The sequence below is a fragment of the Nonomuraea sp. NEAU-A123 genome, assembly GCF_018603905.1.
In the GTDB taxonomy this organism is placed as follows: domain Bacteria; phylum Actinomycetota; class Actinomycetes; order Streptosporangiales; family Streptosporangiaceae; genus Nonomuraea.
Window position 1 is genome coordinate 41,113 of record NZ_JAHFZZ010000032.1, and the last position, 25,379, is coordinate 66,491.

At 71.1% G+C, this 25,379-nt stretch carries 26 protein-coding genes; 17 read left to right on the forward strand and 9 right to left on the reverse strand.

The window, feature by feature from the left end; translation table 11 throughout:
- The first annotated feature begins 8 nt into the window (after nucleotides 1-8).
- The 4 genes from KLK06_RS52670 (at nucleotide 9) to KLK06_RS61020 (ending at nucleotide 5,332) form a co-directional block, all read left to right on the forward strand.
- A complete protein-coding gene (locus tag KLK06_RS52670; protein WP_214643425.1) occupies nucleotides 9-1,820 on the forward strand; it encodes a spherulation-specific family 4 protein in 1,812 nt (603 codons plus the stop codon).
- 104 nt (nucleotides 1,821-1,924) lie between these two features.
- Nucleotides 1,925-3,421 carry a sugar ABC transporter ATP-binding protein gene (locus KLK06_RS52675; RefSeq protein ID WP_214643426.1) on the forward strand — a complete coding sequence of 499 codons (1,497 nt, stop codon included), beginning with the start codon at nucleotides 1,925-1,927 and terminating at the stop codon, nucleotides 3,419-3,421.
- Nucleotides 3,411-4,358, forward strand: coding sequence for an ABC transporter permease (locus KLK06_RS61015; RefSeq protein WP_308168873.1), 948 nt, complete (start codon nucleotides 3,411-3,413; stop codon nucleotides 4,356-4,358). The genes KLK06_RS52675 and KLK06_RS61015 overlap by 11 nt, the downstream gene beginning before the upstream one ends.
- A gap of 17 nt (nucleotides 4,359-4,375) precedes the next feature.
- On the forward strand, nucleotides 4,376-5,332 hold the full coding sequence (locus KLK06_RS61020; protein WP_250907431.1) for a substrate-binding domain-containing protein: 957 nt from the start codon (nucleotides 4,376-4,378) through the stop codon (nucleotides 5,330-5,332).
- A 14-nt stretch (nucleotides 5,333-5,346) separates the two neighbouring features.
- Here KLK06_RS61020 and KLK06_RS52685 read toward each other — a convergent pair whose 3' ends face one another.
- Complete coding sequence (locus KLK06_RS52685) at nucleotides 5,347-6,531, reverse strand: hypothetical protein (protein WP_214643427.1); 1,185 nt, start codon at nucleotides 6,529-6,531, stop codon at nucleotides 5,347-5,349.
- Nucleotides 6,528-7,037 (reverse strand): SigE family RNA polymerase sigma factor, encoded by a 510-nt coding sequence (locus KLK06_RS52690; RefSeq protein ID WP_214643428.1) that lies wholly within the window; start codon nucleotides 7,035-7,037, stop codon nucleotides 6,528-6,530. The genes KLK06_RS52685 and KLK06_RS52690 overlap by 4 nt, the downstream gene beginning before the upstream one ends.
- Nucleotides 7,038-7,231: 194 nt before the next feature.
- Here KLK06_RS52690 and KLK06_RS52695 point away from each other — a divergent pair, with 194 nt between their 5' ends.
- Together KLK06_RS52695 and KLK06_RS52700 are read left to right on the forward strand one after the other, a co-directional pair.
- Nucleotides 7,232-8,251, forward strand: a complete 1,020-nt coding sequence (locus KLK06_RS52695; RefSeq protein ID WP_214643429.1) for a LacI family DNA-binding transcriptional regulator — start codon at nucleotides 7,232-7,234, stop codon at nucleotides 8,249-8,251.
- A 174-nt stretch (nucleotides 8,252-8,425) separates the two neighbouring features.
- Entirely contained in the window at nucleotides 8,426-9,457 is a 1,032-nt protein-coding gene (locus KLK06_RS52700; RefSeq protein ID WP_214643430.1) for a hypothetical protein, read from the forward strand.
- A 41-nt stretch (nucleotides 9,458-9,498) separates the two neighbouring features.
- Here KLK06_RS52700 and KLK06_RS52705 read toward each other — a convergent pair whose 3' ends face one another.
- Both KLK06_RS52705 and KLK06_RS52710 read right to left on the reverse strand, forming a co-directional pair.
- The gene (locus tag KLK06_RS52705) at nucleotides 9,499-9,930 is read right to left on the reverse strand and encodes a nuclear transport factor 2 family protein (RefSeq protein WP_214643431.1); all 432 of its coding nucleotides are present in this window, start codon (nucleotides 9,928-9,930) and stop codon (nucleotides 9,499-9,501) included.
- Nucleotides 9,931-9,971: 41 nt separating this feature from the next.
- Nucleotides 9,972-10,364, reverse strand: coding sequence for a hypothetical protein (locus KLK06_RS52710; RefSeq protein WP_214643432.1), 393 nt, complete (start codon nucleotides 10,362-10,364; stop codon nucleotides 9,972-9,974).
- Nucleotides 10,365-10,462: 98 nt separating this feature from the next.
- Here KLK06_RS52710 and KLK06_RS52715 point away from each other — a divergent pair, with 98 nt between their 5' ends.
- Nucleotides 10,463-11,425 (forward strand): GlxA family transcriptional regulator, encoded by a 963-nt coding sequence (locus KLK06_RS52715; protein ID WP_214643433.1) that lies wholly within the window; start codon nucleotides 10,463-10,465, stop codon nucleotides 11,423-11,425.
- On the opposite strand, the gene KLK06_RS52720 is transcribed toward KLK06_RS52715, so the two are convergent.
- Nucleotides 11,426-12,079 (reverse strand): hypothetical protein, encoded by a 654-nt coding sequence (locus KLK06_RS52720; RefSeq protein ID WP_214643434.1) that lies wholly within the window; start codon nucleotides 12,077-12,079, stop codon nucleotides 11,426-11,428.
- A 212-nt stretch (nucleotides 12,080-12,291) separates the two neighbouring features.
- On the opposite strand from KLK06_RS52720, the gene KLK06_RS52725 reads away from it, so the two are divergent.
- The 3 genes from KLK06_RS52725 to KLK06_RS52735 all read left to right on the forward strand — a co-directional run bounded on the left by KLK06_RS52725 (nucleotide 12,292) and on the right by KLK06_RS52735 (nucleotide 14,572).
- Entirely contained in the window at nucleotides 12,292-12,561 is a 270-nt protein-coding gene (locus KLK06_RS52725; protein WP_214643435.1) for a hypothetical protein, read from the forward strand.
- A gap of 237 nt (nucleotides 12,562-12,798) precedes the next feature.
- Nucleotides 12,799-13,524, forward strand: a complete 726-nt coding sequence (locus KLK06_RS52730) for a ThuA domain-containing protein (RefSeq protein ID WP_214643436.1) — start codon at nucleotides 12,799-12,801, stop codon at nucleotides 13,522-13,524.
- 7 nt (nucleotides 13,525-13,531) lie between these two features.
- Entirely contained in the window at nucleotides 13,532-14,572 is a 1,041-nt protein-coding gene (locus tag KLK06_RS52735) for a Gfo/Idh/MocA family protein (protein ID WP_214643437.1), read from the forward strand.
- 18 nt (nucleotides 14,573-14,590) lie between these two features.
- Here KLK06_RS52735 and KLK06_RS52740 read toward each other — a convergent pair whose 3' ends face one another.
- Nucleotides 14,591-16,237, reverse strand: a complete 1,647-nt coding sequence (locus KLK06_RS52740) for an IucA/IucC family siderophore biosynthesis protein (RefSeq protein WP_214643438.1) — start codon at nucleotides 16,235-16,237, stop codon at nucleotides 14,591-14,593.
- Nucleotides 16,238-16,291: 54 nt separating this feature from the next.
- On the opposite strand from KLK06_RS52740, the gene KLK06_RS52745 reads away from it, so the two are divergent.
- From KLK06_RS52745 to KLK06_RS52775, 7 genes are all read left to right on the forward strand, one after another.
- Entirely contained in the window at nucleotides 16,292-17,947 is a 1,656-nt protein-coding gene (locus KLK06_RS52745; RefSeq protein WP_250907432.1) for an IucA/IucC family siderophore biosynthesis protein, read from the forward strand.
- An 82-nt stretch (nucleotides 17,948-18,029) separates the two neighbouring features.
- The gene (locus KLK06_RS52750) at nucleotides 18,030-18,155 is read left to right on the forward strand and encodes a lasso RiPP family leader peptide-containing protein (RefSeq protein WP_214643439.1); all 126 of its coding nucleotides are present in this window, start codon (nucleotides 18,030-18,032) and stop codon (nucleotides 18,153-18,155) included.
- A 15-nt stretch (nucleotides 18,156-18,170) separates the two neighbouring features.
- Complete coding sequence (locus KLK06_RS52755; protein ID WP_214643440.1) at nucleotides 18,171-20,003, forward strand: asparagine synthase-related protein; 1,833 nt, start codon at nucleotides 18,171-18,173, stop codon at nucleotides 20,001-20,003.
- Entirely contained in the window at nucleotides 20,003-20,263 is a 261-nt protein-coding gene (locus KLK06_RS52760) for a lasso peptide biosynthesis PqqD family chaperone (RefSeq protein ID WP_214643441.1), read from the forward strand. The genes KLK06_RS52755 and KLK06_RS52760 overlap by 1 nt, the downstream gene beginning before the upstream one ends.
- A complete protein-coding gene (locus KLK06_RS52765; RefSeq protein ID WP_250907433.1) occupies nucleotides 20,260-20,685 on the forward strand; it encodes a lasso peptide biosynthesis B2 protein in 426 nt (141 codons plus the stop codon). Before KLK06_RS52760 ends, KLK06_RS52765 begins: the two co-directional genes overlap by 4 nt.
- Nucleotides 20,682-21,629: an ABC transporter ATP-binding protein gene (locus KLK06_RS52770; RefSeq protein ID WP_214643442.1), complete on the forward strand. Its 948-nt coding sequence runs from the start codon at nucleotides 20,682-20,684 to the stop codon at nucleotides 21,627-21,629. Before KLK06_RS52765 ends, KLK06_RS52770 begins: the two co-directional genes overlap by 4 nt.
- On the forward strand, nucleotides 21,626-22,444 hold the full coding sequence (locus KLK06_RS52775) for an ABC transporter permease (protein ID WP_308168874.1): 819 nt from the start codon (nucleotides 21,626-21,628) through the stop codon (nucleotides 22,442-22,444). Before KLK06_RS52770 ends, KLK06_RS52775 begins: the two co-directional genes overlap by 4 nt.
- A gap of 10 nt (nucleotides 22,445-22,454) precedes the next feature.
- On the opposite strand, the gene KLK06_RS52780 is transcribed toward KLK06_RS52775, so the two are convergent.
- The 3 genes from KLK06_RS52780 to KLK06_RS52790 form a co-directional block, all read right to left on the reverse strand.
- A complete protein-coding gene (locus KLK06_RS52780) occupies nucleotides 22,455-23,132 on the reverse strand; it encodes a hypothetical protein (protein WP_214643443.1) in 678 nt (225 codons plus the stop codon).
- Between the two features lie 66 nt (nucleotides 23,133-23,198).
- Nucleotides 23,199-24,326, reverse strand: a complete 1,128-nt coding sequence (locus tag KLK06_RS52785) for an esterase-like activity of phytase family protein (RefSeq protein WP_308168875.1) — start codon at nucleotides 24,324-24,326, stop codon at nucleotides 23,199-23,201.
- Between the two features lie 123 nt (nucleotides 24,327-24,449).
- Nucleotides 24,450-25,214 (reverse strand): SDR family NAD(P)-dependent oxidoreductase, encoded by a 765-nt coding sequence (locus KLK06_RS52790; RefSeq protein WP_214643445.1) that lies wholly within the window; start codon nucleotides 25,212-25,214, stop codon nucleotides 24,450-24,452.
- Nucleotides 25,215-25,379 lie beyond the last annotated feature (165 nt).

A 25,379-nucleotide genomic window follows, 5' to 3' on the forward strand; every position in this document is an offset into this window, starting at 1 on the left:
AGGGATTCATGCGTAAGTTACTCGGCGCCACCACCCTGCTCGCCCTCCTCCTCACCGCCACCCCCGCGCAGGCCGCGGACGCGACTCTCGACCAGGAGATCGCGATCCCCACGTACTTCTACCCCGGCGGCGACTCGCTGGCCTACTGGAACCAGCTCACCACCGCCTCCAGCAAGCCCTCCATCGCGGTGGCCAACGTGCTCAACGGCCCCACCAACAGGAAGAACGACGACTACGCGAGCGTGCTGGCCACCACGCACAGCGCCGGCGTCAAGGTCATCGGCTACGTGGACACCGGCTACTTCGGCACCACCGGGCTGAAGACGCGGCTCGGCTCGACCGCCGCCGCCGACTGGCGCGCCCAGATCCAGACCGACATCGGCAGATGGTACGAGTTCTACGGCAGCAACATCGACGGCATCTTCTTCGACCAGGCGCAGAAGGACTGCGGCCCCACGACGGGCAGCGAGACCTGGGTGAACCTGTACCGCGAGTCGAGCGCGTACGTGAAGAAGTACCACCCCGGCGCGATCACCATCCACAACCCGGGCATCGCGCCCGCCGCGTGCTACGCGGACTCGGCCGACATCCTCGTCACCTTCGAGGGCGACTACGCCACCTACCTCAACCCGCCGGCGGAGCGCCAGCAGGCCGCGTGGGAGGCCGCCTACGACCCCAAGCGGATCTGGCACCTGGTCTACGACGCGCCCGACGCCACCGCCGTGGCCGCCGCCGTCGCCAAGTCCAAGGCCAACAACGCCGGGTACATCTACGTCACCAATGACGTGATGGCCAACCCGTGGGACGTCCTGCCCAGCACGTCGTACATGTCGGCGCAGCTCGCGGCGGCGAAAGGCAGCGGCGGCGCCACCCCGGCGACCCCCGCACAGCCGACCGCGAGCCTGGTGAAGGCCACCGGCCTGCGCCTGAGCTGGACCTCGGCCGCCTACCCGGGAGTGGTGGGCTACGACGTCTACCAGGGCACCACGAAGATCGGCAACGTGGCCAACTCCACTCCGTCGGCGACCACCTTCGACGTGGGCGGCCTGTCCCCGTCCACCGCCTACACCTTCACCGTGCGGGCCAGGGACAAGGCGGGCCACGTCTCGGCCGCGAGCACGGCGCGCTCAGTGACCACCGCGGCCACGAGCGCGACCGCGCCCACCACCCCCGGCACGCCCACCACCTCCGACCTCGGCCCCACCAGCGTCAAGCTGGCCTGGGCGGCCTCCACCGACGCCGACTCCGGGGACGGGATCGCCTATTACGACGTCTTCCAGAACGGCGTGCGGGTGCAGTCGCTGCCCGGCACCGTCACGGCCGCCCAGATCAGCGGACTGAGCGGCGGCGGCACGTACGCGTTCACCGTAAAGGCCCGCGACACCACGGACCGCTCCTCGGCGGCGTCCGGCCAGGTCAGCGTCACCACCCCGAACCCGCCGCCGATCACCGACCCAGCGACGACGCTCGACTCGGCCACCGCCACCTACACGGCGCAGTTCAACCTGCCGTTCTCCTTCCACCACGTCTTCATCGACACCGACGCCAATTACCTGACCGGCTGGTCGGTACAGACGATCGGCGCGGAGTTCATGATCGAGGACGGCATCCTGTACAAGAAGACCGGCGACCAGACCGCGTTCAGCTGGACCGTGGTGTCCGGCGTCAGCCCACTGCTGTCCACGTCCGGCGGGCTCTACCGCTGGTCGGTGCCGGCCTCGGCGCTCACCGGCGCGGGCGCCACGCACAAGGTGGTGTTCAACGGCACGGGCGACTCCGACTCCGCCTACAGCGACGTGATCACCGTGACTCGCGGCTGATGACCGGGGCGGTTCCCGTCAGACTGGTACTTTCCTGGTAAAGGCCTGCCGTTTCTACCTGCACGTTCAGTGTCCGCACGCACGATGGCGGACACGATCGGAGGGTGGAGCTTCTCAGGGCCGAGGGCCTGCGCAAACGCTTCCCGGGTGTGCTGGCGCTCGATGGCGTCGACCTGACCGTGCGCTCCGGTGAGGTGCACGTCCTGCTGGGGGAGAACGGCGCCGGCAAGAGCACGCTGATCAAGATGCTCTCCGGCGCCTACCACCCCGACGAGGGCCGCGTGCTGCTCGACGGCCACCCCGTGCACATCCGCACGGCCGGCGACGCCCAACGGCTCGGCATCGCCACCATCTACCAGGAGTTCAACCTCGTACCCGAGCTCAGCGTGGCCGAGAACCTGTCGCTGGGCCGGCCGCCGCGCAGGTTCGGCTTCGTCGACACCAAGCGGATGCACGAGCGCGCCGTGGAGCTGCTGGCGCGGGTCGGCGTGGACGTCGATCCGCGTACGCCCGTCAGCCGGCTGGGCATCGCGCGCATGCAGATGGTGGAGATCGCCAAGGCGCTCGGCCTCCAGGCCCGCGTCCTGATCATGGACGAGCCGACGGCGGTGCTCACCACCGGCGAGGTCGAGAAGCTGTTCTCGATCGTCCGCCGACTCCGCGAGCAGGGCGTGGCGATCATCTTCATCACCCACCACCTCGAAGAGATCGCGGCGATCGGCGACCGCGTGACCGTGCTGCGCGACGGCCGGTCCGTCGCCGAGGTGCCCGCCGACACCCCGCAGGACGAACTGGTCCGTCTCATGGTGGGCCGCCCGATCGACCAGCAGTTCCCGCGCGAGCGCGGCCAGGCGGGCGAGCCGCTGCTCAAGGTCACCGGGCTGGGCCGCAAGGGCGTGTTCGAGGACGTCTCCTTCGAGGTGCGCGCCGGCGAGGTGGTCGGCGTTGCCGGGCTGGTGGGCGCCGGCCGTACCGAGGTGGCCAGGGCGATCTTCGGCGCCGACCGGTACGACACCGGCGAGGTCACCGTACGCGGCCGGCGACCGACGCCGGGGGACGTGCACGCGGCCATGGAGGCCGGCCTCGGACTGGTCCCGGAGGACCGCAAGGGCCAGGGTCTGGTCCTGGGCGCGGACATCGCCGAGAACCTCGGGCTGGTCACCCTGCGCGAGGCCACCCGCGCCGGGTTCGTCGACCGCAAGGGCCAGCACCAGGCCGCCGCGGAGGTCGCGGAACAGCTCGGCATCCGGATGACCGGCCTGGGCCAGGAGGTCCGCACGCTCTCCGGCGGCAACCAGCAGAAGGTCGTCATCGGCAAGTGGCTGGAGGCCGACGCGGGGGTCCTGATACTCGACGAGCCGACCCGCGGCATCGACGTGGGCGCGAAGGTCGAGATCTACCAGCTGATCAACGCGCTCACCGCGTCGGGGCACGCGGTGCTCATGATCTCCAGCGACCTGCCCGAGGTGCTCGGGATGAGCGACCGGATCCTGGTCATGGCGCGCGGGCGGCTGGTCGGCGAGCTGTCCGCGGCCGAGGCCACGCAGGACGGCGTGATGGCGCTGGCGGTCACCGAGGTGGAGGGTCCCCGTGTCCAGTAGCGTGTTCCTCCGGCGGTCCTGGCTGGCCGAGAACGGCGCGCTCGCGGCGCTCGTCGTGCTGGTCGTGGCGCTGTCGCTGCTGTCGTCCGACTTCCTGAGCGTGACGAACCTGCTCAACGTGGGCGTCCAGGCGGCCGTCACCGCGATCCTCGCCTTCGGCTCGACCTTCGTCATCGTCACCGGCGGCATCGACCTGTCGGTCGGCTCCGTCGCCGCGCTCTCCGCGATCGTCCTGGCGTGGACGGCCAGCGTCGCGGGCCTGCCCTGGCCGCTGGCCACCGTGGTCTCCCTGGCGGTCGGCGTCGCGTGCGGCCTGGTCAACGCGGCTCTCATCGCGTACGGCAAGCTGCCGCCGTTCATCGCCACGCTGGCCATGCTCGGCATCGCCCGCGGCCTGGCCCTCGTCATCTCCCAGGGCAGCCCCATCGCGATGCCGGACGCCGTCTCCCACCTGGGCGACACCATCGGCACCTACCTGCCGGTCCCCGTCGTCGTGATGGTGGTCATGGGCGGCATCGCGGCCGTGATCCTGAACAGGACCTACGCGGGCCGCGCGATGTACGCCATCGGCGGCAACGAGGAGGCCGCCCGGCTGTCGGGCATCAAGGTCAGCCGGCAGAAGCTCATCACGTACGCGCTGTCCGGCGGGTTCGCCGCGGTTGCCGGCATCGTGCTGGCCAGCCGCCTGGCCTCGGCCCAGCCGCAGGCCGCGGCCGGCTACGAACTGGACGCCATCGCGGCCGTGGTCATCGGCGGCGCCAGCCTGTCCGGCGGCAAGGGCCGGGCGCTCGGCACCTTCGTCGGCGCGCTCATCCTGGCCGTGCTGCGCAACGGCCTGAACCTGCTCTCCGTCTCGGCGTTCTGGCAGCAGGTCGTGATCGGCGTGGTCATCGCGCTCGCGGTCCTCGTCGACACGCTGCGGCGCAGGGGAATGTAATAGGAAGGGGATAGATCATGCGGATTCCTGCCATCGTCATAGTCGGCACCGCTCTCGCACTCGGCCTCACCGCCTGCGGCTCGTCCGGCCAGTCGGGCTCCAACAGCTCCTCCGCCAAGCCGGCGGCGGGCGAGATCAAGATCGGCATGTCCGTTTCGACGCTGAACAACCCGTACTTCGTCCAGCTCCGGGACGGCGCGCAGGCCGAGGCCCAGAAGCTCGGCGCCACGCTCACCGTCACCGACGCCCAGAACGACGCCTCCCAGCAGGTGAACCAGGTCCAGAACTTCGCCAGCCAGGCCATGAAGGCGATCATCCTGAACCCGGTCGACTCCGACGCGGCGGCACCGGCGGTCAAGGCGGCGCAGCGGGCCAACATCCCGATCATCGCGGCCGACCGCGGCGTCAACGGCGCCGAGGTGACGGAGACCGTGGCCTCCGACAACGTGACCGGCGGCAAGCTGGCGGCCCAGGAACTGGCCAAGCAGCTCGCCGAGAAGGGCCAGGTCGTCGTGCTGCAGGGCGTGGCGGGCACGTCCGCCGCGCGCGACCGGGGGCAGGGCTTCACCGAGGGGGTCAAGGCGTTCCCGAACATCCAGGTCGTGGCCCAGCAGCCGGCCGACTTCGACCGGACCAAGGGCCTCGACGTCATGACGAACCTGCTCCAGTCGCACCCCGGCATCAACGGCGTGTTCGCCGAGAACGACGAGATGGCCCTGGGCGCGATCAAGGCCCTGGGCGCCAAGGCCGGCACGGAGGTCAAGGTCGTCGGCTTCGACGGCACCCCTGACGGCCTGAAGGCGGTCCAGGCGGGCACGCTGAACGCCACCGTCGCCCAGCAGCCCGCGATGATCGGCCAGCAGGCGGTGACCGCCGCGGTCAAGGCCGCCAAGGGTGAGGAGATCGACAAGACCGTGGCCGTGCCGGTCAGGGTCGCGACCAAGGAGAACGTCGAGGATTTCACGACGTCCTGACCGGCTGCCTCGCGTCAGTTCCTGGGCGTGAGGACCCAGCTCCATTCGCCGTTGTTCCGGTCACGGTTGGCGGTGAGCTGAGTCATCCGGGAGCCGTCGACGCTGACCAGCACCAGGCCGTTGTCGAACTCATTCCCGCACTCCCCCGCGCAACCGAGCGCGACCACGTTGTCGTCGTCGGCCCAGGCGAGGAGCTGGAGCACCTTCTGCTTGCCGACGACGGCTCCGGACTGATCGGTGATCTTGGTCGGCAGGCCGTCGCGGCCGAGAACCAGCTTACCGTTGGGCGAGACCTTCGACCTGCCGGTGTAGTAGACGTACTGGTCACCGGCCGGCGCCTCCACCTGCTTGCCGTCGAAGTCGATGAAGACCTTGTCCGGCCTGGTGTTGCTGGGCTGCCAGAGCAGCGACCCGTCCAGACTCCAGCCGAGATCCTGGCGCGCGTTCGAGTTGCCTGGAGACCCGTCCATGCTCATCGGCCCGAGCGCGTGGTAGTCGGCCTCGCCCGTGGCGACGTCGATGACGTAGTAGCCGATCCGCGGGCTGGGGAACACCTGAAAGGAGTCCTTCCCCATCGCCTGGCGCCGATCCGGAAACTCGGAATAGGCGGTGGCCAGGACCTTGGTTCCGTCGGGCGACCAGACGACCGACCCGACGGCGTGCTCCAGATCGATCCAGTCGAGCACCTGCCGGGTGTTCATGTCGAGGATGCCCACCCGCTTGCCGATCAGGTCACCCTCGACCACCGCGGCGAGCTGGAGTCCCGGCGCCACGTCGGCCCACGCCCACGAGGTCTGCTCGTAGCCGCCGGTGCGCGGATCGTAGAGCGACCAGGTCCGACGGTATCGTTCCCACTTGTCGGGCAGCTTCTCGACCTTGGTGGTCCAGTACGCGGAGACGGCGACGTTCCCAGCCGCCACCAGCTTCTTCGGGGGCGCGTTGTCGGGGTCGGCCTGCAACTCGGTCGAGGTCGCCGTCGGCCTGACCGGGACGCTCACCCCTGTCGCGGGCCGTACCGTCGTGTTCTCGCCCTGCAGGCCGATGGCGAACACCGCGACGGCCACCGCCAGCCCGGCGGCCAGCACTGTCGCACCGATAGGCAGCCAGGCGCGCCTCCGTAGCGCCCGGTCCGCCAGGTCGTGCGGGACCCGGGCCTCCGAGGCCCACTCCTCCAGGGTGTCGCGAAGCAGTCGGGTCATGTCGCGGCCTCCAGTTCCACGGCCAGCTCGGGGGCGATCAGCCGGAGCCGGGCGAGCGATCGGTGCGTGGTGCTTCTGACCGTGCCGACCGAGCAGCCGAGCTCGCGGGCGACCTCGTGGTCGGGCAGGTCCTCGAAGTAGCGCAGCACGAGCACCGTGCGCTGCTTCGCGGTGAGCTTGGCCAGAGCCCCGCGCAGCACCATGCGCAGCTCGCTCTGGTGCGTGCGGTCCGCTCCCGGCAGGTCCGGCGGGGTCGCCTGGACGACCTCGCCACGCCGGCCGGTCGCGCGCCACCAGCTCACCTGCTGGCGGTACATGATCTGCCTGGCGTACGCCTCGGGCGTGTCGACCCGCTGCCATTTCACCGCCAGCTTCGCCAGCGCGCTCTGCACCAAGTCCTCGGCCCCGTGCTGGTCACCACCGGTGAGCAGGAAGCCGAGCCGCATCAGGGCGGGAGAGCGCGCAGAGACGAACTCGCGGAAGCCTTGCTCGTCCGCGGGGTCCACGACCACCTCCAAAGGGGTTGATATCACTCCTCAGACGCCGGGCGGCCTGTCCCGCTATGCCTCTGCCGGATGACAACTTTTCCTGAACCGGATAAGTCGTTCTGACCGCAGATCCTGCCTCAGGAAATCGCTGCTGGTCATACGGTGTGGGTGTCCTAGAGTGTGGTCAGATAACCGGTTCACAGGGGGGTCTCGTGAAGCGACCGACGATCGCCGACATCGCCAGCCGTGCGGGAGTCTCCAAGGTGGCGGTCTCCTACGCGCTCAACGGGCAGCCGGGGGTGTCGGAGGCGACGCGCGCGCGGATCGTCGCCATCGCCGAGGAGATCGGCTGGCAGCCCAACAGCGCCGCCCGCGCGCTGAACGGCGCCAGGGCCCACACGGTGGGGCTCGCGCTGTGCCGTCCCGCGCGCTTCCTGGGCGTCGAGCCGTTCTTCATGGAGCTCATCAGCGGCATCGAGGGCGTGCTCGCGGACCGCTCGTACGCCCTGATGCTCCAGGTCGTCACCGACCACCAGCAGGAGATAGAGGTGTACCGGCGCTGGTGGGGCGAGCGCCGCACGGACGGCGCCTTCCTCGTCGACCTGCGTTACTCCGATACCCGGGTGCCCGCCATGGAGCGGCTGGGCATGCCGGTCGTGGTGATCGGCCACCCCGCCGCATCGGGCTCGCTGCCCGCGGTCTGGTCCGACGACGGCGAGGCGATCCGCGAGACCATCGCCTATCTCATCGCGCTCGGGCACCGCCGCATCGCCCGGGTCGCCGGACTGTCCAAGCTGGTCCACACGGCCGTGCGCGACCAGGCGTTCGCGGAGTCGTGCGCGGGCGCGGCCGAGCACGTGACCATGCACACCGACTACACCGGCGAGGAGGGCGCCAGGGCGACCAGGCGGCTGCTCAGCTCGGCGGACCGGCCCACCGCGATCGTCTACGACAACGACATCATGGCGGTGGCGGGCCTGTCCGTCGCCCAGGAGATGCGGCTCGACGTGCCACGCGACCTGTCGATCGTCGCCTGGGACGACTCCCCGCTGTCCCAGGTCGTCCGCCCGCCGCTCACCGCGCTCACCCGGGACATCCCGGCGTACGGCGCGCACGCCGCCCAGCGACTGCTGGCCCTGATCGCGGGCGAGACCGTGCCGCCGTTCGAGGACCAGGCGGCCAGGCTGACCCCCCGCGGCAGCACCGGCGCCGTGCTGATCAACACGCATTGAGCGGCGCCGAAAAGGCGATTGTTCACGGCGTTTTATAACGCCACAAATACCTGCCATTACCTCAGTGAACCGGCCATGTCGGCAATCCGTTGTGGCGGTGGATGCGTATTCCCCGACGAAAGGGAGTTCTCCATGCGATCGAGTAAATTCGTCCGTGGTACTGCCGTGGCGGGTATGGCGCTGACGCTCCTCGCCTTCACCGGTACGGCCGGCGCCGCCACCTGGAACGTCATCGAGCTTCCGCTCCTCAACGGCACCTCCGCCGCCACGCTCAAGGGCGTGACCGCGGTCACGGCGAACGACGTCTGGGCCGTCGGCTCCACCAACGACGGCGCGGTGATCGACCACTGGAACGGATCCGCCTGGTCAGAGGTGTCGTCACCGGCCGGAAGCTGCTGCGCTCTGACCGCGGTGGACGCGGCCACCGCGAGTGACGTGATCGCCGTCGGCAACGACTATCCGGCTCCATCACCAGGAGTGCCCGGCGGCCCCATACCCCTGGCCGTGCACTGGAACGGCAGCTCCTGGAGCCGGATGACGGTGCCGGCCGACCTGCGGGGCGAGGCCGTCAACGACGTCACCATGCTGTCCCCGACCGACGCCTGGGCCGTGGGCACCGGCACGGGTGGCACGCTCGCCCTGCACTGGAACGGCTCGGCCTGGTCGCGGGTGGCATCACCGAACCCGCCCGTCATCGACTTCCGGCTCCGGGTGAACGCGGTGTCGGGCACGTCGTCCGGTGACGTCTGGATCGTGGGCGGCCAGCGCGGCCCCAAGCGCCCCGGCTACAGCGGCACCAACCTGCCCTACATCCTGCACTGGACCGGCTCGGCCTGGTCCGCGGTCGCGACCCCCGACATCGGCTCCGACTACCTGGTCGACGTCGCCGCCGTGTCGCCGGCCAACGCCTGGGCGGTCTCGTTCGGCGGCTCCGTCCTGCACTGGGACGGCACCGCGTGGACGGTCGCGACGAAGCTCAGCCAGGGGGCCATCTCCACCATGACCGCCGTCTCGGCCACCGACCTCTGGGTCACGGGCAGCGGCTCCGACAGCCTGCTCTTCCACTCCAACGGCACGAACTGGGACAACGTCGCCAAGCCGGCCGGTGCGGACAACCTGGTGAGCTCGACCTCACTCCAGCCGGGGAACGTCTGGTTCGTGGGCGGCTACGGGCCTTCCGTGGTCACCAGTACCGACAACGGCTGACATCTCATCCGGCGCCGCGTCCGCGCGGCGCCGGGCCCGTTTCAGCGGATGGTGCGCCAGGACTGCTCCTCTACGAGTTCGCGGCTCCCCCAGCCGTCGGCGGTGCGCACCATCCGGTGGTGGTACCAGCCACCACCCTGGATCAGCCCCTTGCTGTCGGCGGAGACCAGCTCGCGCGAGGGAGCGAGGGTGTCGGCGAACGCCGCGCTCACGCGGGCTTCGCCGCTCTCGAAGACGATCCTGATGGCGCCGATCAGGTGCAGCCGGCCGGGCCAGCCGGACAGGACGTCGGCGAGCCAGGTCTTGATCTCGGCACGCGTGCCGCGGATGCCGCCCGCCGCGGTGTAGTCGATCACCGCGTCAGGGGTGAACACCTCGTCGAGCAGGTCCCAGTCGCCCGAGTCGACGGCGCGGGCGTACCGGGCCAGCACGTCGGCGATCTGGAGGCGGTCGGCGATCTCACGGTCGTCCATACCGTGATCAAACCAAACGCTTGCTCAGAGCGCCAGCCGGTTCAGTGAGCGTGGGCGTGGGTGTACTCGTCGCGCCGCCGCAGCATCGCCAGCAGCATGAGCGGGAACATCGCCACGTGCGCGGCCATCATCAGCCCCATCCCGTCGATGACCCCCATCCAGAGCAGCGGGAACAGCGGCAGGACGGGGACGAACATGGCGGCGCACATCTCCAGCGTGCCGGCCCACCCGTGCCCGCGGAAGCGCATCCAGACGGCCATGCCGACGGACATGTCGAAGGCCATGACCAGGTAGGCGAGCTCGGGATCCCGCTCGTACGACGGACTGACCCCGACGGCGTCCAGCAGGAAGCCGAGCGCGAACATCCCGACGAACATCGCGATGACCATTTCCACGTAGTGCCCGGCGAATCGGCCCCATGATCTCTGCGTCATGCGGCAACTGTGCCGGTTCTCCGCATCCACCGGCAAAGGAGGGAAATCAGTAGGTCTGAAATCTTGGGATCCTGGTCCGTCCCCCATAGGGTCTGGCCATGACCGTACGGCGGATGGTCGTCATCGGCTATGAGGCGGCGTCACTGCTCGACATCGCCTGCGTCACCAGCACTCTGGAGACGGCGAACGACCACGCCGGCCTCCCCCTCTACGAAGTCCGGCTGGCCACGCCCGGCGGCAACCCCATCACCTGCGGCACCGGCCTGGTCGTGCAGGGCCAGGAGGTCCTCGAACGCGTCACCGGGCCGCTCGACACGATCATCGTCACCGGCGGCATCGGCCACCTGGACGCGGCGGAGAACCGGCTGATCCTGGCGCACGTCCGCCGCCTCGCGCGCGAGAGCCGCCGCGTCTCGTCGGTGTGCACGGGAGCCGGCGTCCTGGCCGCGGCGGGCCTGCTGGACGGCCGGCGCGTGACCACGCACTGGGAGTGGGCCTACGACCTCTCCGTCCGGTACCCCGCGGTCACGTTCGATCCCGGCCCCATCTTCATCCGCGACGGGCACGTCCGCACGGCGGCCGGTGTCACCAGCGCCCTCGACCTCATGCTGGCCTTCATCGAGGAGGACAGCGGCGCCGAGCTCGCCAGGAAGGTCGCCCGCAGCCTGGTGACCTACCTGCAACGGCCCGGCAACCAGGCGCAGATGAGCATCTTCACCGTCGCGCCGCCGTACACCGACAGGCTGGTCAGGCAGGTGGCCGACTACGTCACCGGCCATCTGGACGCCGACCTGGCCACCGCCACACTGGCGGCCGGCGCCGGCGTGAGCGAGCGGCACCTGACCCGGCTGTTCCTCAAGAGTTTGGGACTGACCCCCGGCCGGTACGTCCGGCAGGCCCGCACGGAGGCGGCCGCCCACCTGCTGGCCTCGACCTCCCTGCCCATGGCCGGCGTGGCCGCCCGCTGCGGCTTCGGCACGGCCGAGACGTTGCGGCAGGCGTTCGTCGACCGCTACGGGATCCCGCCGTCGCGCTACCGGCTGACGCAGCGATCGGCCTGACTACTCCTCCGGCTTGAACGAGAAGCTGCTCGGCGGGGTGAAGGACGGGTCCGGCACGCCGTACACGAGTGAGATCTGCTCGTGCGCCTTGATCACGATGGACGCCGGGTCGCCGGTGAACGGCTTGCCGTCGACCTGGGTCGTGAGGACCTTGCCGTTGCCGGTCCGCAGCGCGCCGAGCTGGTTCGGCGAGAGGGTGACGCCCCATTGCTCGAAGATCTGGCCGAGGGTGTAGGTCTCACCCTTGGCGCGCGACTCGACGTGGATCACCCCACGGGCGTCATGGGTGTGTACGGGGGTCATGTCCTCCCCGTCGATCCCGATGTTGGCCGGGACCTCCACCGCCTTGCCGTCGACGAAGACGCTCAAGTGGGCGTGGTAGTGCTCGGCCGTGCCCATCGGCCCGGCGGTGAGACCGGCGGCCTTCATCCCGGGGGCCGGGTCGTCGGGGACGGACCAGGGCGGCGTCCCGCCGTACGGCTCGGCGGGCTTGGCCGAGACGGTCTGGAAGATGCCGTACCCGGCCGCGGCCAGGGCGACGAGCACGACGGCCGAGCCGGCCCCCGCGGTCAGCCACCGGCGGCGGGCCGGCTCGGCGATGACCGGCGGCTCGTCGAGGCGTTGCGGGGATTCCGGAGTCTCAATCGTGGACATAGGCACTCCTGGGCAACATTCGGCTTTCCGCTCATCATCGGGGAAATGCCGTCAGCGACGACGCCCGCGCCACAGGCCGGAAGTGGCCGTGTTTTACGGCCAACGGAGCTACCTGGATTCACTCCCGGAAATCGCCACGAACTTATGTCCGGTGGACCTCGAATACCGGACGAATCACCGGGTAAACGCTCGGTGAAGACAAGGAGTGCGCGGTGACTGCGACGCACGAGATGGTCATGGTCGGGGTCTCCGACTCAGGGACCGAAGAATGGCTGTGCCCCGAATGCGGCAGGCGAACGCTGATGCGCTGGCAGCCCGACTACGAGAAGGTCGTCCTCGACGTCGGCGATGAGCTCGCCACCCACTTCGGCGGCAGAGGCGGCGCCCGCATGCCCACCGGGAAGGTCAACCCGGAGATCCAGGAGCGCGACGTCGAGTGGCTGCGCAGGCACGGCATCGACTGGCACGGGCAACCCTCCTGACCGTCGCCCGGCCTCAGCGGGCCGGCGGCGGCGCGCGCGGCCATGGCCACGTCGTCTTAAATAGACCTCTAATTCACCAAAAAGGCCACAAAGAGCAGTCCAGGTCAGCCCGTTGGCCTGGGCTCGTCGTTCGAGCCGCCCATGCCGGCTTCAACGACCGCGAGAGCGGCGAGAACCAGGTGCGACAACGGGTCGACGACATCAGAGGGCCACACGGCCCCTCGGGGAGGCAAGCGGATGCCGGTCAAGGTCACGGTCTGGAGCGAGAACTACCACGAGCCACGCGAGGAGGACGTACGCCTGCGCTACCCGGACGGCATCCACGGCGCGATCGCCGCCGGCCTGACCGAGCGGCTCGGCGACCGCGTACGGGTGCGCACCGCGATCCTGGAGGACCCCGAGCACGGGCTGTCGGAGAAGGACCTCGCCGAGACCGACGTGCTCACCTGGTGGGGGCACATGGCCCATGAGGAGGTGTCCGACGAGGTCGTGGAGCGGGTGCATCAGCGCGTGCTCGCCGGGATGGGCCTGCTGGTGCTGCACTCGGGCCACTACTCGAAGATCTTCCGCAAGCTGATGGGCACCACCTGTTCGCTCACCTGGCGCGACGCGGCCGAGCGCGAGCTGGTCTGGACGGTCGCCCCCAGCCACCCCATCGCCGAGGGCGTGCCGCGCCCGCTGGTCATCGGCGAGCAGGAGACGTACGGCGAGCCGTTCGGCATCCCCGACCCCGACGAGCTGGTCTTCGTCAGCAACTTCAGCGGCGGCGAGGTGTTCCGCAGCGGCTGCTGCTACCGCCGTGGCCTGGGCCGGATCTTCTACTTCAGCCCCGGCGACCAGGGGCATCCGGTCTACCACCACCCCGACGTACGGCGCGTGCTGGCCAACGCGGTGCTGTGGGCCGCCCCCGCGTCCGGCGTCGGCGAGCCCCTGCGGAACGCGCACACCCCCATCACCTGGTAGGAGCCGCATGACCTTCATCACCCTCGACGAGGACCGTCCGCTGCGGGCCGTGGTGGTCGGCGCCGGGTTCATCGGCGGCCAGTGGGCGCCGGAGCTGCTGGCCCATCCCGGCACCGAGCTGGTGGGCTGGGTGGACGTGGCCGAGGAGCGCGCCCGCGCCGCCGCCGCGACCCTCGGCCTGGACGGGCTGCCCGTCAGCGCCTCGCTCACCGCCGTGCTCGACGGCGAGGAGCCCGACTTCATCGTCAACTGCACCGTCCCCGAGGCTCATCGCGAGGTCACCGTCACCGCCCTGGAGCGCGGGGTGTCGGTGCTCAGCGAGAAGCCGATGTCGATCACACTGGACGAGGCGCGCACCATGGTGAGCGCGGCGGACCGGGCGCGGCGGCTGTTCGCGGTCAACCAGAACCGCCGCTTCCAGCCGAACCTGGTGGCCTTCCGCCGGACGGTGGCCGAGCTCGGGCCGCTCGGGCTGCTGACCTCGGAGTTCTTCATGCCGTACGAGGGGCCGCCGTTCCTTTCCGCGCTGGAGCACCCCCTGTTACAGGACATGGCGATCCACCTGTTCGACGCGGCCCGCGCGGTGTCGGGGGCCGATCCGGTCAGTGCCTACTGCGAGTCGTTCCAGTCGCCGTGGACCTGGTATTCCGGCGCCTGCTCCGCCACGGCGATCTTCGAGATGACCGGCGGGCTGCGCTACACGTTCACGGGGAGCTGGTCCGCGCCCGGCCAGGCGACGTCCTGGACCGGAAGCTGGCGAGCCGCCGGAGCGCACGGCACGGCACGCTGGGACGGCGAGGGCCGGCCGACGGTGGAGACGGTCAAGGGGCACAAGGCACGCCGGCACCCGCCCGAGCCGGACCGATACCCGGGGCGGGCCCGGTTCAGCGGGCTGGCGGAGGGGCTGGAGGAGTTCCTGACCGGGCTGCGCACCGGGCGGGCGCCGCAGGGCGAGTGCCACGACAACATCCGGAGCCTGGCCATGGTGACGGCCGCCCTGGAGTCGGCCCGTACGGGGACCAGGGTGCCGGTGGTGTTCGACGTCTGAAGGGTTTGTAGCGCTTGGTCAGGTCCGTGACAGCGGGTTGGGGAACCGGGCCCAGCGGTCGCCCCCGGGGCCGCCGTCGAGCTGCATCAGCGTGTGCGCCTTGACGGGGAGCTCCGCCCCGAACAGCGCCGCCCGGTCGGCGCGGATGTCGGCGGTGGCGGGCAGGTCGTCGAACACCTGGACGGCCGCCGCCCTCACTGCCGCCCACAGCCGCGCCTCCACTTCCCGGTCGCCCTGGCCGAGGGCGGAGACGAGGCTGCTGAACGTGGTGCCGACCAGCGAGCCGAACAGCTTGGCGTGCAGTTCGTCCGGATCGTCGGTGATGAGCCGCGGGCTCAGCGGTGGCGGCGTCAGGCCGTTGCGGCGCAGGCGCGCGGGGCTGACCCGGATGTCGGCCAGGTCCCGGTAGACCAGGCGCAGCGGGCGGCCGCGGCGGTCCAGGACGACCAGCAGGTTCTGCCCGTGCGCCTCCAGCGTCACGCCGTACGCCAGCAGCCGCAGCCCCGCTCCCCATGCCAGCCGGGCGAACTCCGCCAACCACTCCAGCCCGGCGGTCGGCAGAGCGCCGATCAGGGGCGGACCACCGTTCGGGGGCCGGACGATGAGGGCCGCCACGGGGAGCACGGTCTCGCCGGCGCCCGCGTACTCCGACGGCGACTCGCGCACCAGGACCGCCAGGTCGGCGCTCGGCTCGCCGTTCACCACCGCGCAGGCCGCGGCCAGGTTGCGGGTGATCCGCAGCCCCCCGTCCAGCCGCCGCGCCAGGTCCACCAGCATGGCCGAGAGCGGCGCGCTGTCCCGTATCGAGCCCGGCGAGATGTCGCGCACGTTGGACGTCATCCGCGTGGAGAACGCCGTCTTGAGATGCGGCCCGCCGCCGACGGGCGCGAGCGTGCGTACGCAGATCAGCGGCCGGGCCGGGATCCCACCCGCCACCAACGGCCGCAGCCCGAGCTCCCGCAGCACATGCCGGCTCTGCCACGGGTGGGCGGGCAGCAGCAGCCGGTCGATGTCGCGCAGCCAGTCGGGCCACACCCCGACGACCACGCACCGCGACACCGGCACCGCTATCAGGTCCAGATCGACCACGGGCCGGTGCTCGGGCATGTACGCCAACTGCTCCGCCACCGACACGCCGGGCCGGTTACGGCAGCACGGATGGTACGGATGCCCGTCCACCACACTCTGCTCGAACCACTCCAGCGACCGCTCATCCGGCCCCGCCCCCGCTCCCGCCCCCGCTCCCGTCCCCGCTCCGGCGCGGGCGAGGGCCAGCGAGGCGACACTGCGCTCCAGGTCGGCGCCGAAGCGCACCGCCCCGGGCAGGCCGAGCGCCGCCACCAGCTCGCCCGGCCGCGTGTACGCCCGCCCGTCCAGCAGCACCCCCGAGTCCTCGCCCACCTCCAGGTCGTAGGGCAGCCGGCGAGGCCCGGTGAGCAGCCGCCCGTCGGACAACCGGATCCGCCCCAGCGCGGACTCCCGACCGGCCAGCCCGGGCACCGGCTCGTACAGCAGCCCCCGCCAGAGCAGCCCGAGCACGGTGGATCGCGCCCCCGGCAGCGCCTCGGCGTAGGCGGCGGCCAGCCCGGGCCGGATCCGCGCCAGCTCTGCGGCAAATTCCGCTTCTGTCCGACCTTGGGGGGGATCCTCCAAATCAATACTCATAACGGGTAGTTACCCCGTGTATGGTCGCCGATACGAGTGGTGAGGGGGCCTGCGATGACACGCCATCCCGAGGGACCGGACGCGGCGCAGGCGACCCTACGGTCCGGCCCGGACGGCGACCGCGCCGACGCTCTCACGGTGACGGCTCTCCTCAACTGCCTGATCCGCGAAGTGGCCAGGCCCGAGAGCGGCCAGGACGACGGCCACCGGATCTACCGCTTGCCGACGACCGGCCACCTGCTGCGGGTACGCGCTGGACGCTACCCCGGGCACCCCGCCCTGTACACAGCCGGCGGCTGGCTCCCCCTGTCCCTGGACCTCCTGGTGGCACTGACCGCCGAGGAGCTGACGGCGTACACCGGCGTCTCCAACGGCACCCTCGCCGGCGAGATCCGCCACAGCAGGGACGTCGTCGCCACCCTGCTGGCCACCCGAACGCCGGCGGCGACCCCCGCACCGTTCCCGCCCACCGCGACCGCCCAGGCCTCGCCCACCGAGCTGTTCCTGCGGTCCGAGCAGGCCCTGGTCGCCGGGCACCGCTACCACCCGGCGCCCAAGGCCCGGGGCGGGCTCGGCCCGGACTCCTGGCTCCCTTACGCGCCCGAGGCCCGCGCCCGCTTCCCGCTGGCCCTGCTCGGCGTGCCGCCCGAGGCCGTACTGGAGGAGGGCGACCCCACCGCGCTGGACGGGCTCGGCCCGCCGCCGCCCGAGGGCGGCCTCCTGCTGCCCGCCCACCCCTGGCAACTGGAGCTGCTCGGCGGCCCGCCCGCCCTGCGCGACGGGCGGCTGCGGTACCTGGGCGAGACCACCACCGTGGCCGTGCCGACCTCATCGCTGCGCACGGTGTACCTGCCGGACGCGGACCTGTTCTGCAAGTTCAGCCTCGACGTCCGGATCACCAACGACGTCCGCCGCCTCTGGTCCCGCGACCTGCGCCGGCTGACCGCCGTCGACGGCCTGCTGCGCGCGGTCTTCGACGACCTGCCCGCGCACCTGCCGAGACCGTCCGTACTGTCCGACCGGGGTTACCGCACCGTGGACCTCGGCGACGGCGGCGAGGCGCTGGCGGTGATCGTCCGCGACGGCCTGGGAGCGCACCTGCGGCCCGGCCTGACGGCGCTGCTGGCGGCGGGGATCGGCGAGGGCTTCCCCGCCAACCCGCTCGACGGCCTCGACGAGGACCGCGCCCTCACCTGGTGGCAGCGCTACCTCGAGCACGTCGTACCGCCGGTCCTGCACGCGTACCTGCACCACGGCGTGGTCCTGGAGTGCCACCTGCAGAACGTGCTCATCGGCGTGGACGCCGCCGGCACCCCGGCGCAGGCGATCTTCCGCGACCACGAGGGCGTCAAGCTGGTCACCGACCGGCACCCCGCCGTCCCGGGCGTCGGCGCCGCCTATGGCTGGGAGCGGCTGGTCTCCTGCCTGGTGACCAACAATCTGTGGGAGATCGCTGGGGCGATCGAGGAGCGCCACGCCGGCCTCGGCGGCGAGCTGTGGGCGCGGGCCAGAGACCTGCTGGCCGGGTACGCGGGCGACCATGTGCGGATCCGCGCCCTGCTGGCGGCCTCCCACGTGCCCGCCAAGGCCAACCTGCTGCTGCGCTGGCTCGGCGCCGACGGCGGGGAGATGCGCTGCGTGCCCGTCCCCAATCCGCTGCTACCAGTAGCGGACCGGCACAGAAACCGTGACTATGGTCATCGCTATTAGTAACCGAATAGCTACTGTCAGTAGCGATGCCGGATAGGTAGACAGGTCGTGTCCGGCCATCATCTCTGAAAGGAGAAGGGTCATGCACGCACCAGCGGCGTACGAGCCGCCCGCCCTGGTTGAGGTCGGCGACTTCGCCGAGCTCACGTGCGGTCACCCGTCGGGCTTCGTCATCGACTGGCCGCCCCATCAGTGGTTCTCCGGCTGACGGGCGGGAGCGACAGTGCTGGGTGAGATGTGGTTCGCCGTGCTCCCCGACGGTGAAGCAGGTCTTGCCGCGGCAGGCGTGCTGCTCCCCAGGGCCGGTCAGGTGATCGAGCACGCCTCCGGGCGGCCGTGGTTGATCGGCGACTGGCCCGGCCAACAGATCCGTCTGGCGGCCGTGGGAGCGGCGCGGGTGGCGGTGATCGGGCGCTGTCCGGTCACTGCCACCGACCTGGCCCTGCGGCTGGATCGGATATCCGACGTCGAGCGGATCGAGCAGGTCGTCGCCGGGCTGGCGGGCAGCTTCCACCTGGCCGCCTCGATCGACGGCCGGACGGCGGTACGCGGCACCGCCTCGGCCGTGCGGCGGATCTTCCACGCCCGCGTACGCGGTGTGACGGTGGCCGCCAGCCGCTCCGACGTGCTCGCGTGGGCGACCGGCGGGCGGATCAACGAGCAGGTGCTGGCCACCCGGCTGCTGCCGAGCGGAGTGGTCGCCCCGCTGCAGGACCTCGGCGTGTGGCGCGACGTCACCTGCCTGCCCCCCGACCGGACACTGCTGATCGAACCCGACGGCACGACCCGCGTCCGCACCTGGTGGCACCCCCCCGAACCAACCCTGCCCATGCCCGAGGGGGCGGCCGCCCTCCGCGAGGCGCTGATCGGCGCCGTGGACACCTGCACCGCGGACGGCGGCACGATCAGCGCCGACCTGTCCGGCGGACTCGACTCCAGCAGCCTCTGCTTCCTGGCCGCGCGCGGCCCGGCAAGCCTGATCACCGTGCACTGCGAGGGCATCGACCCGGGCAACGACGACCCGGCCTGGGCCTTCCGCGCGGCCACCGCCCTGTCGACGGCCACGCACCTCGTCATCGGCAACGACGAGCTCCCGCTGTGGTTCGCCGGGCTGACCAAGTCCCAGCCGGCGATGGAGGAGCCGTCGGGCTGGGTCCGCGACACGGCGCGGCTGGCCGACCTGGCCTGGCGGCTGGGCACCGCCGGCTCCCGGCTGCACCTGATGGGGCTCGGCGGCGACGAGCTGTTCTCGCCCCTTCCGCCCTACCTCCACGACCTGGTCAGAGAGCGCCCGTTCACCGCGCCCGCGCACCTGCGCGCCCGCCGGGCCCGCTGGCGGACCTCCTGGGGGCGGATGCTGCGGGCGATGGCCGACCGCACCGGCCACTCGGCCTGGCTGGGCCGCTGCGCCGCCGAGCTGCGCACCGCGCCCGCGGCCCCTGACCCGCACTCGATGGCATGGGGACCACCGCTGCGCATGCCGCCCTGGGCCACCCCCGGCGCCGTCAACGCGGCCCGCGACGTGCTGGCCGGGATCGCCGCCGCGCAGCCGGCGCCGCTGTCGCCGCGGCGCGCCCAGCACCAGGCCCTGCTCCACGCGCGCGCCGGCGGGGCCGGGCTGCGTCAGATCGACCAGGCCACCTCCCGGCTGGGGCTCCCGTACGCCGCGCCCTACCTGGATGACGCCGTGATCGAGGCCGCGCTGTCGGTGCGGCTGGACCAGCGCGCCGGTCTCGGCCGCTGCAAGCCGCTGCTGACGGCGTCGATGGCCGGCATCGTGCCGTACGAGATGCTGGAACGCTCGACCAAGGGCGAATACAGCGCCGACTTCTATGCCGGATGGCGGCGCCATCGTGACGGCGTGCTGGAGCTGTTCGACGCGTCGGAGCTCGGCCGGCTCGGTCTGATCGACCCCGGTGTCCTGCGTTCCGCCCTGCTCGACGTGCACCCGCTGCCGCACGTCATGGGACCCCTGTCGCAGACGCTGGCCTGCGAGATATGGCTGCGCTCACTGACCCCCCTTCGGATGCCGGCCATGACCACGGGAGATTCGTGATGCCCTTCAGCCTGCGCGGCGACGTGTCCGCCGCGCACTCCATCGACGGCATGGTGCTGCTCGACGAGCGCACCGGCCGCTACTGGCAGCTCAACGCCACCGCCACGCTGGTCCTGCGCGCCCTGCTCTGCGGCGCCGCTCCGGGCGAGGTGGCCAAGAGGCTGACCGGCGACCACCCGGGGCTCTCCGCCGAGCAGGCGGACCGCGATGTCGCCGGCCTGCTGGCGGCCCTGCGCCGAGCGGGACTGGTGATGTCATGAGCCACCCGATGACCCCCGAGGAACGCGCCTGGCCACCGCTCGTCCGGACCCCCGCCACGCTGCTGGCCGTCGCCGCGGCCCGGGCGCTGACCGCGCTCACTCCATACCGGCTCCGGTGCGTGCTGCAGGTGATCCGGCGCGGCGCCGTCGCCGCGACGGCCGCGCAGGCCCTGGCCGCCAGGGACGACGTGGTGGCGGTGAGCGCGCGCTGCGCCGGGCCCGCCTGCCTGCAGCGCTCGCTGGCGACGGCCATCCTGTGCCGGATGCGGGGCACCTGGCCCACCTGGTGCGCGGGGGTGCGCGTCGAGCCGTTCCGCGCGCACGCCTGGGTGCAGGTGAACGGGCAGCCGGTCGGCGAGCCCTACGCGGCCGGCTACTACCGGCCGATCATGACCGTCGCGGCCCCGACCACCGCGCCATGAGGCCGGGGACGATCCACACCCGCTCGCTGCGCAAGTCCTACCAAGGCATGCGCGCGGTGTGCGGGATCAGCCTGAACGTCGAGGCCGGCGAGATGTTCGGCTTCCTCGGACCCAACGGGGCGGGCAAGTCCACCACGATCTCGATGCTGTGCACGCTGCTGCGCCCCAGCGGCGGCCGGGCGCTCGTCGCGGGCATCGACGTACGCGACGACCCGAAGGAGGTACGCCGCCGGATCGGGCTGGTCTTCCAGGAGCCGACCGTCGACACGGACCTGACCGTCCGCGAATACCTCGCCTTCCACGCCACCCTGTACGGCCTGGGCAAGCACGACGCGCGCCGCCGGGTGGCCGAGGCCGCGGACCTCGTGGGCCTGACCGGCCTCGGCGACTCGCTGGTTCGCACGCTGTCCGACAGCATGAGACGCCTCCTGGAGATCGCCCGCGGGCTGCTGCACGAGCCGGGGGTGCTGTTCCTCGACGAGCCCACGGTGGGCCTGAACCCGCAGGCCCGCGCGGAGATCTGGGAGCACCTGCGCGAGTTGCGCCATCGCCGGGCGATCACCGTGTTCCTCACCACCCATTACCTGGAGGAGGCCGAATACTGCGACCACATCGCCATGGTCGACCGGGGCCGCGTGGTCGCCGACGACTCGCCGGCCGCGCTCAAGCGGCTGATCGGCACGGACCGCATCCACCTGCGCACCGGCGACGACCAGGCCGCGGCCGCCACGCTGTCCGACTACCTGGGCCTGGCCAGCGCGTGGGGGCCGGACGGCCTGTACGTCCAGGTGACCGACGCGGCCACCGCCATCCCTTGGGTGTGCACCGTGCTGCGAGTGCCCGTGCACTCGATCGAGGTACGCCGGCCCAGCCTGGACGAGGTGTTCCTGCGCTACACCGGCCGGACCTTGGACGGCGCGGCGCGGTCGGGGGTGTCGCCGTGACCGTGAGCGCCTGCCTCACCACCTCGTCGCGCCTCCTGCACCGGCTCCTGTGGGAGGCGCGGGCCGCCCATGTGGTGTGGCGGCGGGAGCTGCTCCACTCCGTCCGCAACCCCGCCCGCCTGCTCATAGCGCTGGCCCAGCCGGTCGTCTACCTGCTGGTCCTCGGCACCGGGTTCGCCGCCATGCTGCCGATCCACGGCGGCTATCTCACCTACCTGTTCCCCGGCGTGCTGATGATGGCTGTCCAGACGCCCGCGATCGCCATCGGCGCCTCCATCGCGGTCGACCGCGAGGCCGGTTTCCTCAGAGAGACGCTGGTCGCGCCCGTCCACCGGGTGAGCCTGCTGGCCGGTCGGTGCGCGGGCGGCTCCACGGTCGCCACCTTCCAGGGCGTGCTCGTCCTGGGCCTGGCGGGGCCGGCGCACATCCCGTACGCGCCCAAGCTGATGATCGAGCTGGTCGCCGAGATGGCGCTGCTCGCGTTCGCCATGACCGCGTTCGTCACCCTGCTGGCCGTGGTCATCGCCCCGGCGCCGACCTTCCACGCGATATTGGGGTTCACGCTGACCCCGATGACGTTCCTGTCGGGCGCGTTGTTCCCGATGGGGGGCCTGCCCGGCTGGCTGACCGCTCTCATGGTGGCCAACCCGCTCACCTACGTGGTCGACCTGCTCCGGCGGACCATCGCCCCCTACCTCGTGCCGCAGGAGCCCACCGCCGGTCACTCGCCCATCCTCATGGAGCTCACCGTCACCGCCGCGGTCGGCCTGCTCTCCCTCCTCTTGGCCGCCCTTCGCCTCGCCCGCCCGCGCTGAGGGGCGATCTCTAGACCAGGCCGACCATGAAACCCTCGTCGCGGATGCCCAGGTAGGCGGCGGGACGATACTGCCGCATCGCCTGCTCGATGACCGGAATGTACTTGGGGTTGGAGCCGAGCGGGAGCCGATAGCCGTTCTTGACCGTGTGGAACTCCCACAGGTGCTCCAGCTCCGGGTGGCGGGCGCGGAACCCGGGGTCGGCCGGGAAGAGGTCCAGGCGGACCATCACCTTGCGCATCACATAGTCGGCGAGCTTGACCCGGCGCTGCTGGGTGCGCGAGATGCCCACCCCCGCCAGCTCGGCCCACGGCGCGGACCACGGCTTGCCCTGGGGATCGTCCCAGCGGACGCCGTAGCCGTCGAAGACCAGCTTGCGGGGGCGGCTGAGCTTGCGCCACGTGATGATCGGCAGGGCGCCGATGGCCAGGAAGAGCAGCCCGAACAGCCCGGCGACGACGGTGCTCCCGCCGCCGCCCGTCACCTGGCCGGTGAGCGCCGACACGATCGCGAAGAGCCCGATGACCCCCGCCACGGAGCCACCGATCAGCGCCTTCACCGTGGCGTCCGTACCGACGTCGATCACCACGGGAGGTGGCGTGAAGGCGGGGGGCTGCTGCTGGGGATACGGGGCGTTGAACTGCTGCTGGTGGCGGGGCGCGTGTGGCTGTTGCGGGTGGTACGTCATGAAAGGCGAGGCTAGTTGGGGTGACGAGGCACCCCTGGATGCTTCGCCGTTTTGCGAAGCGTATGTTCAGCAGGTTCGGGTGGCGAAGGCCAGGAACTGCGTCGTCTCTTCGGCGTCGAAGTTGTCGTCGGACCCGATCACCAGCGTGCACTCGCCGGTGCGCAACCGCGGTCCCCAGGCGAGGCTCTCCAGGTTCTGTACCGGCGTCCGGACCTCGTCGAGGTCGGCGACCAGGTGCTTGGACACCGCGCGGTACGGCCCGCCGGTCGACAGGCTGTCCCTGGCCAGCACGTTCGTGGCACCGCGCAGGTCGATCTCGTACAGCTTCACCCGGTAGCCGACGCCTTCGAGCCAGGAGCGTTCCAGAGCCAGGAACCGATGGTCGTCGATCGCGAGGATCTCCGAGACCCCGCTGTCGGTGTGCCCGGTCGGCGGGACGGGAGCGGTGGGCAGCGGGTCGACGCGGTAGACGTACTGGGCGCGCGGCGAGCCGCCGAAACGGTCCCACACGGTGAGGCGGGCCTCCGCGCCGTGCTCGACGGTCGGCGGCTCCCCGTCCTCGAACCGCGGGCCCTCGGTCATGGCCGTGATCGCGCGCGGGGTAACGGCCAGGCCCTCGATGCCGAAGTTACGCCTGGGTCCGTGGTCCGTGCCGGTCATGCGCAGGTTGGCGGGCATCGGCAGGTCGTCGGTCTGCCGCCCCTGGGTGTTGGCCCGGTGGACGTACAGGCCGGACAGCGGGATGTCCGGGTGGTCGGCGTCCGGCCGGTCGCCTTCGTCGCCCCACAGCAGCCGCCGGGTCCACGGGTCGTAGCGGATGGACTCGGGGTCGGCGGACTCGGGCTTGCCGTACGGGGGGTAGGTGCTCCCGTCGGGGCGCAGGAGGGTGTTGGCCGCGGTGAGGTGCACCCCGGTGAAGGCGCCGGTCGTACGGTCGATGTCGAAACGCCCGGTGTAGAAGCGGGCCGGGCCGTAGCGGCCGCGGTCGTCGGAGATCAGGTACCAGGTGCCGGTGCGTGGGTCGCGGTCGAGGCCGGACAGGCCGCCTACCGTGGTGCCGGCGTAGGGCATCTTGTGCGGCAGCCGCTGCTCGCCGAGGAAGCGGGTGATCTCCACGGCCGGCGGTGGTGGTGGGGCACTCGCCGCCGTGGCTGCGGGCACGGCGGCGAGGCCGATCGTGACCGCGAAAGCCACGGTAATTCCCAATATTCTCCGCATCGACCTCTCCCTGCTCGGTGATACCAGCGGGAATATGAGATCGCGGATTCATGGGAAAGTCCATGCACCGAAATTGGCGGCGATTACCGAGAAAATGCCTCACATGATGGCGAGTTGCCCGCCGTCGATGACCAGCTCGGTGCCGTGGATGAAGGACGCGTCATCCGAGGCCAGGAAGGCGTATCCGGCCGCGACCTCCTCGGCCAGACCGGCCCTGCCGAGGGGGATGTGGTCGCGTTCGTACGCCGACACGAAATCATCGGCCAGCCCGGACGAGATCGCAGAATTCAATGGAGTCTTGATATATCCAGGACAAAGGGAATTGACCCGGATCCCGTGTTTTCCGAGCTCCACGGCCATTGTCTTGGAAAGCAGAAGAACGCCGCCCTTGGACGCGTTGTAATGCGCGTAATCGGCCTCTCCGCCGAGCCCGTTCGTGGACGACATGTTGAGGATCACCCCGCCGGAGCCGCGCTCCACCAGGTGCCTGGCCACGGCCTGGGCGACCAGGAACATCCCCCGCAGGTTCACCGAGACGATCCGGTCCCAGTGATCGGGCGTGATCTCCAGGAACGGCTCGCGCCACGCGATGCCCGCGTTGTTGATCAGGACGTCGATCCCGCCCATCGTCGCGATCGCGCCGTCCACCAGCCGGGTGACGTCGTCCGCCGAGCTGACGTCGCCCGCCAGCCCGCTCACCTCGCCGAGCGGGGCGAGGTCGGCCACCGCCTGGTCCACCTCCGCTTCGCGGAGGCCGCCGAGCACGACCCGGGCGCCTTCCTCCAGGAATCTGCGGGCGGTGGCGGCGCCGATGCCGCTGCTGCCACCACTGATCAGCACCCGCTTCCCGGCCAGTCCGCGCATGATGTCCTCCTCTGTCGCGAGTCCGCTCCGAAGGTAGCACTGGTTCCGCCATACGCATGGTCATTCTGCCATTCGGAACATCATTCGCCCCCGAGCTGAGGCTCTGGAATGTTCCAAAGCCCCCTTGACACGTGCTCAGGGTTGCTGATGTCCTTTCGGTGATGC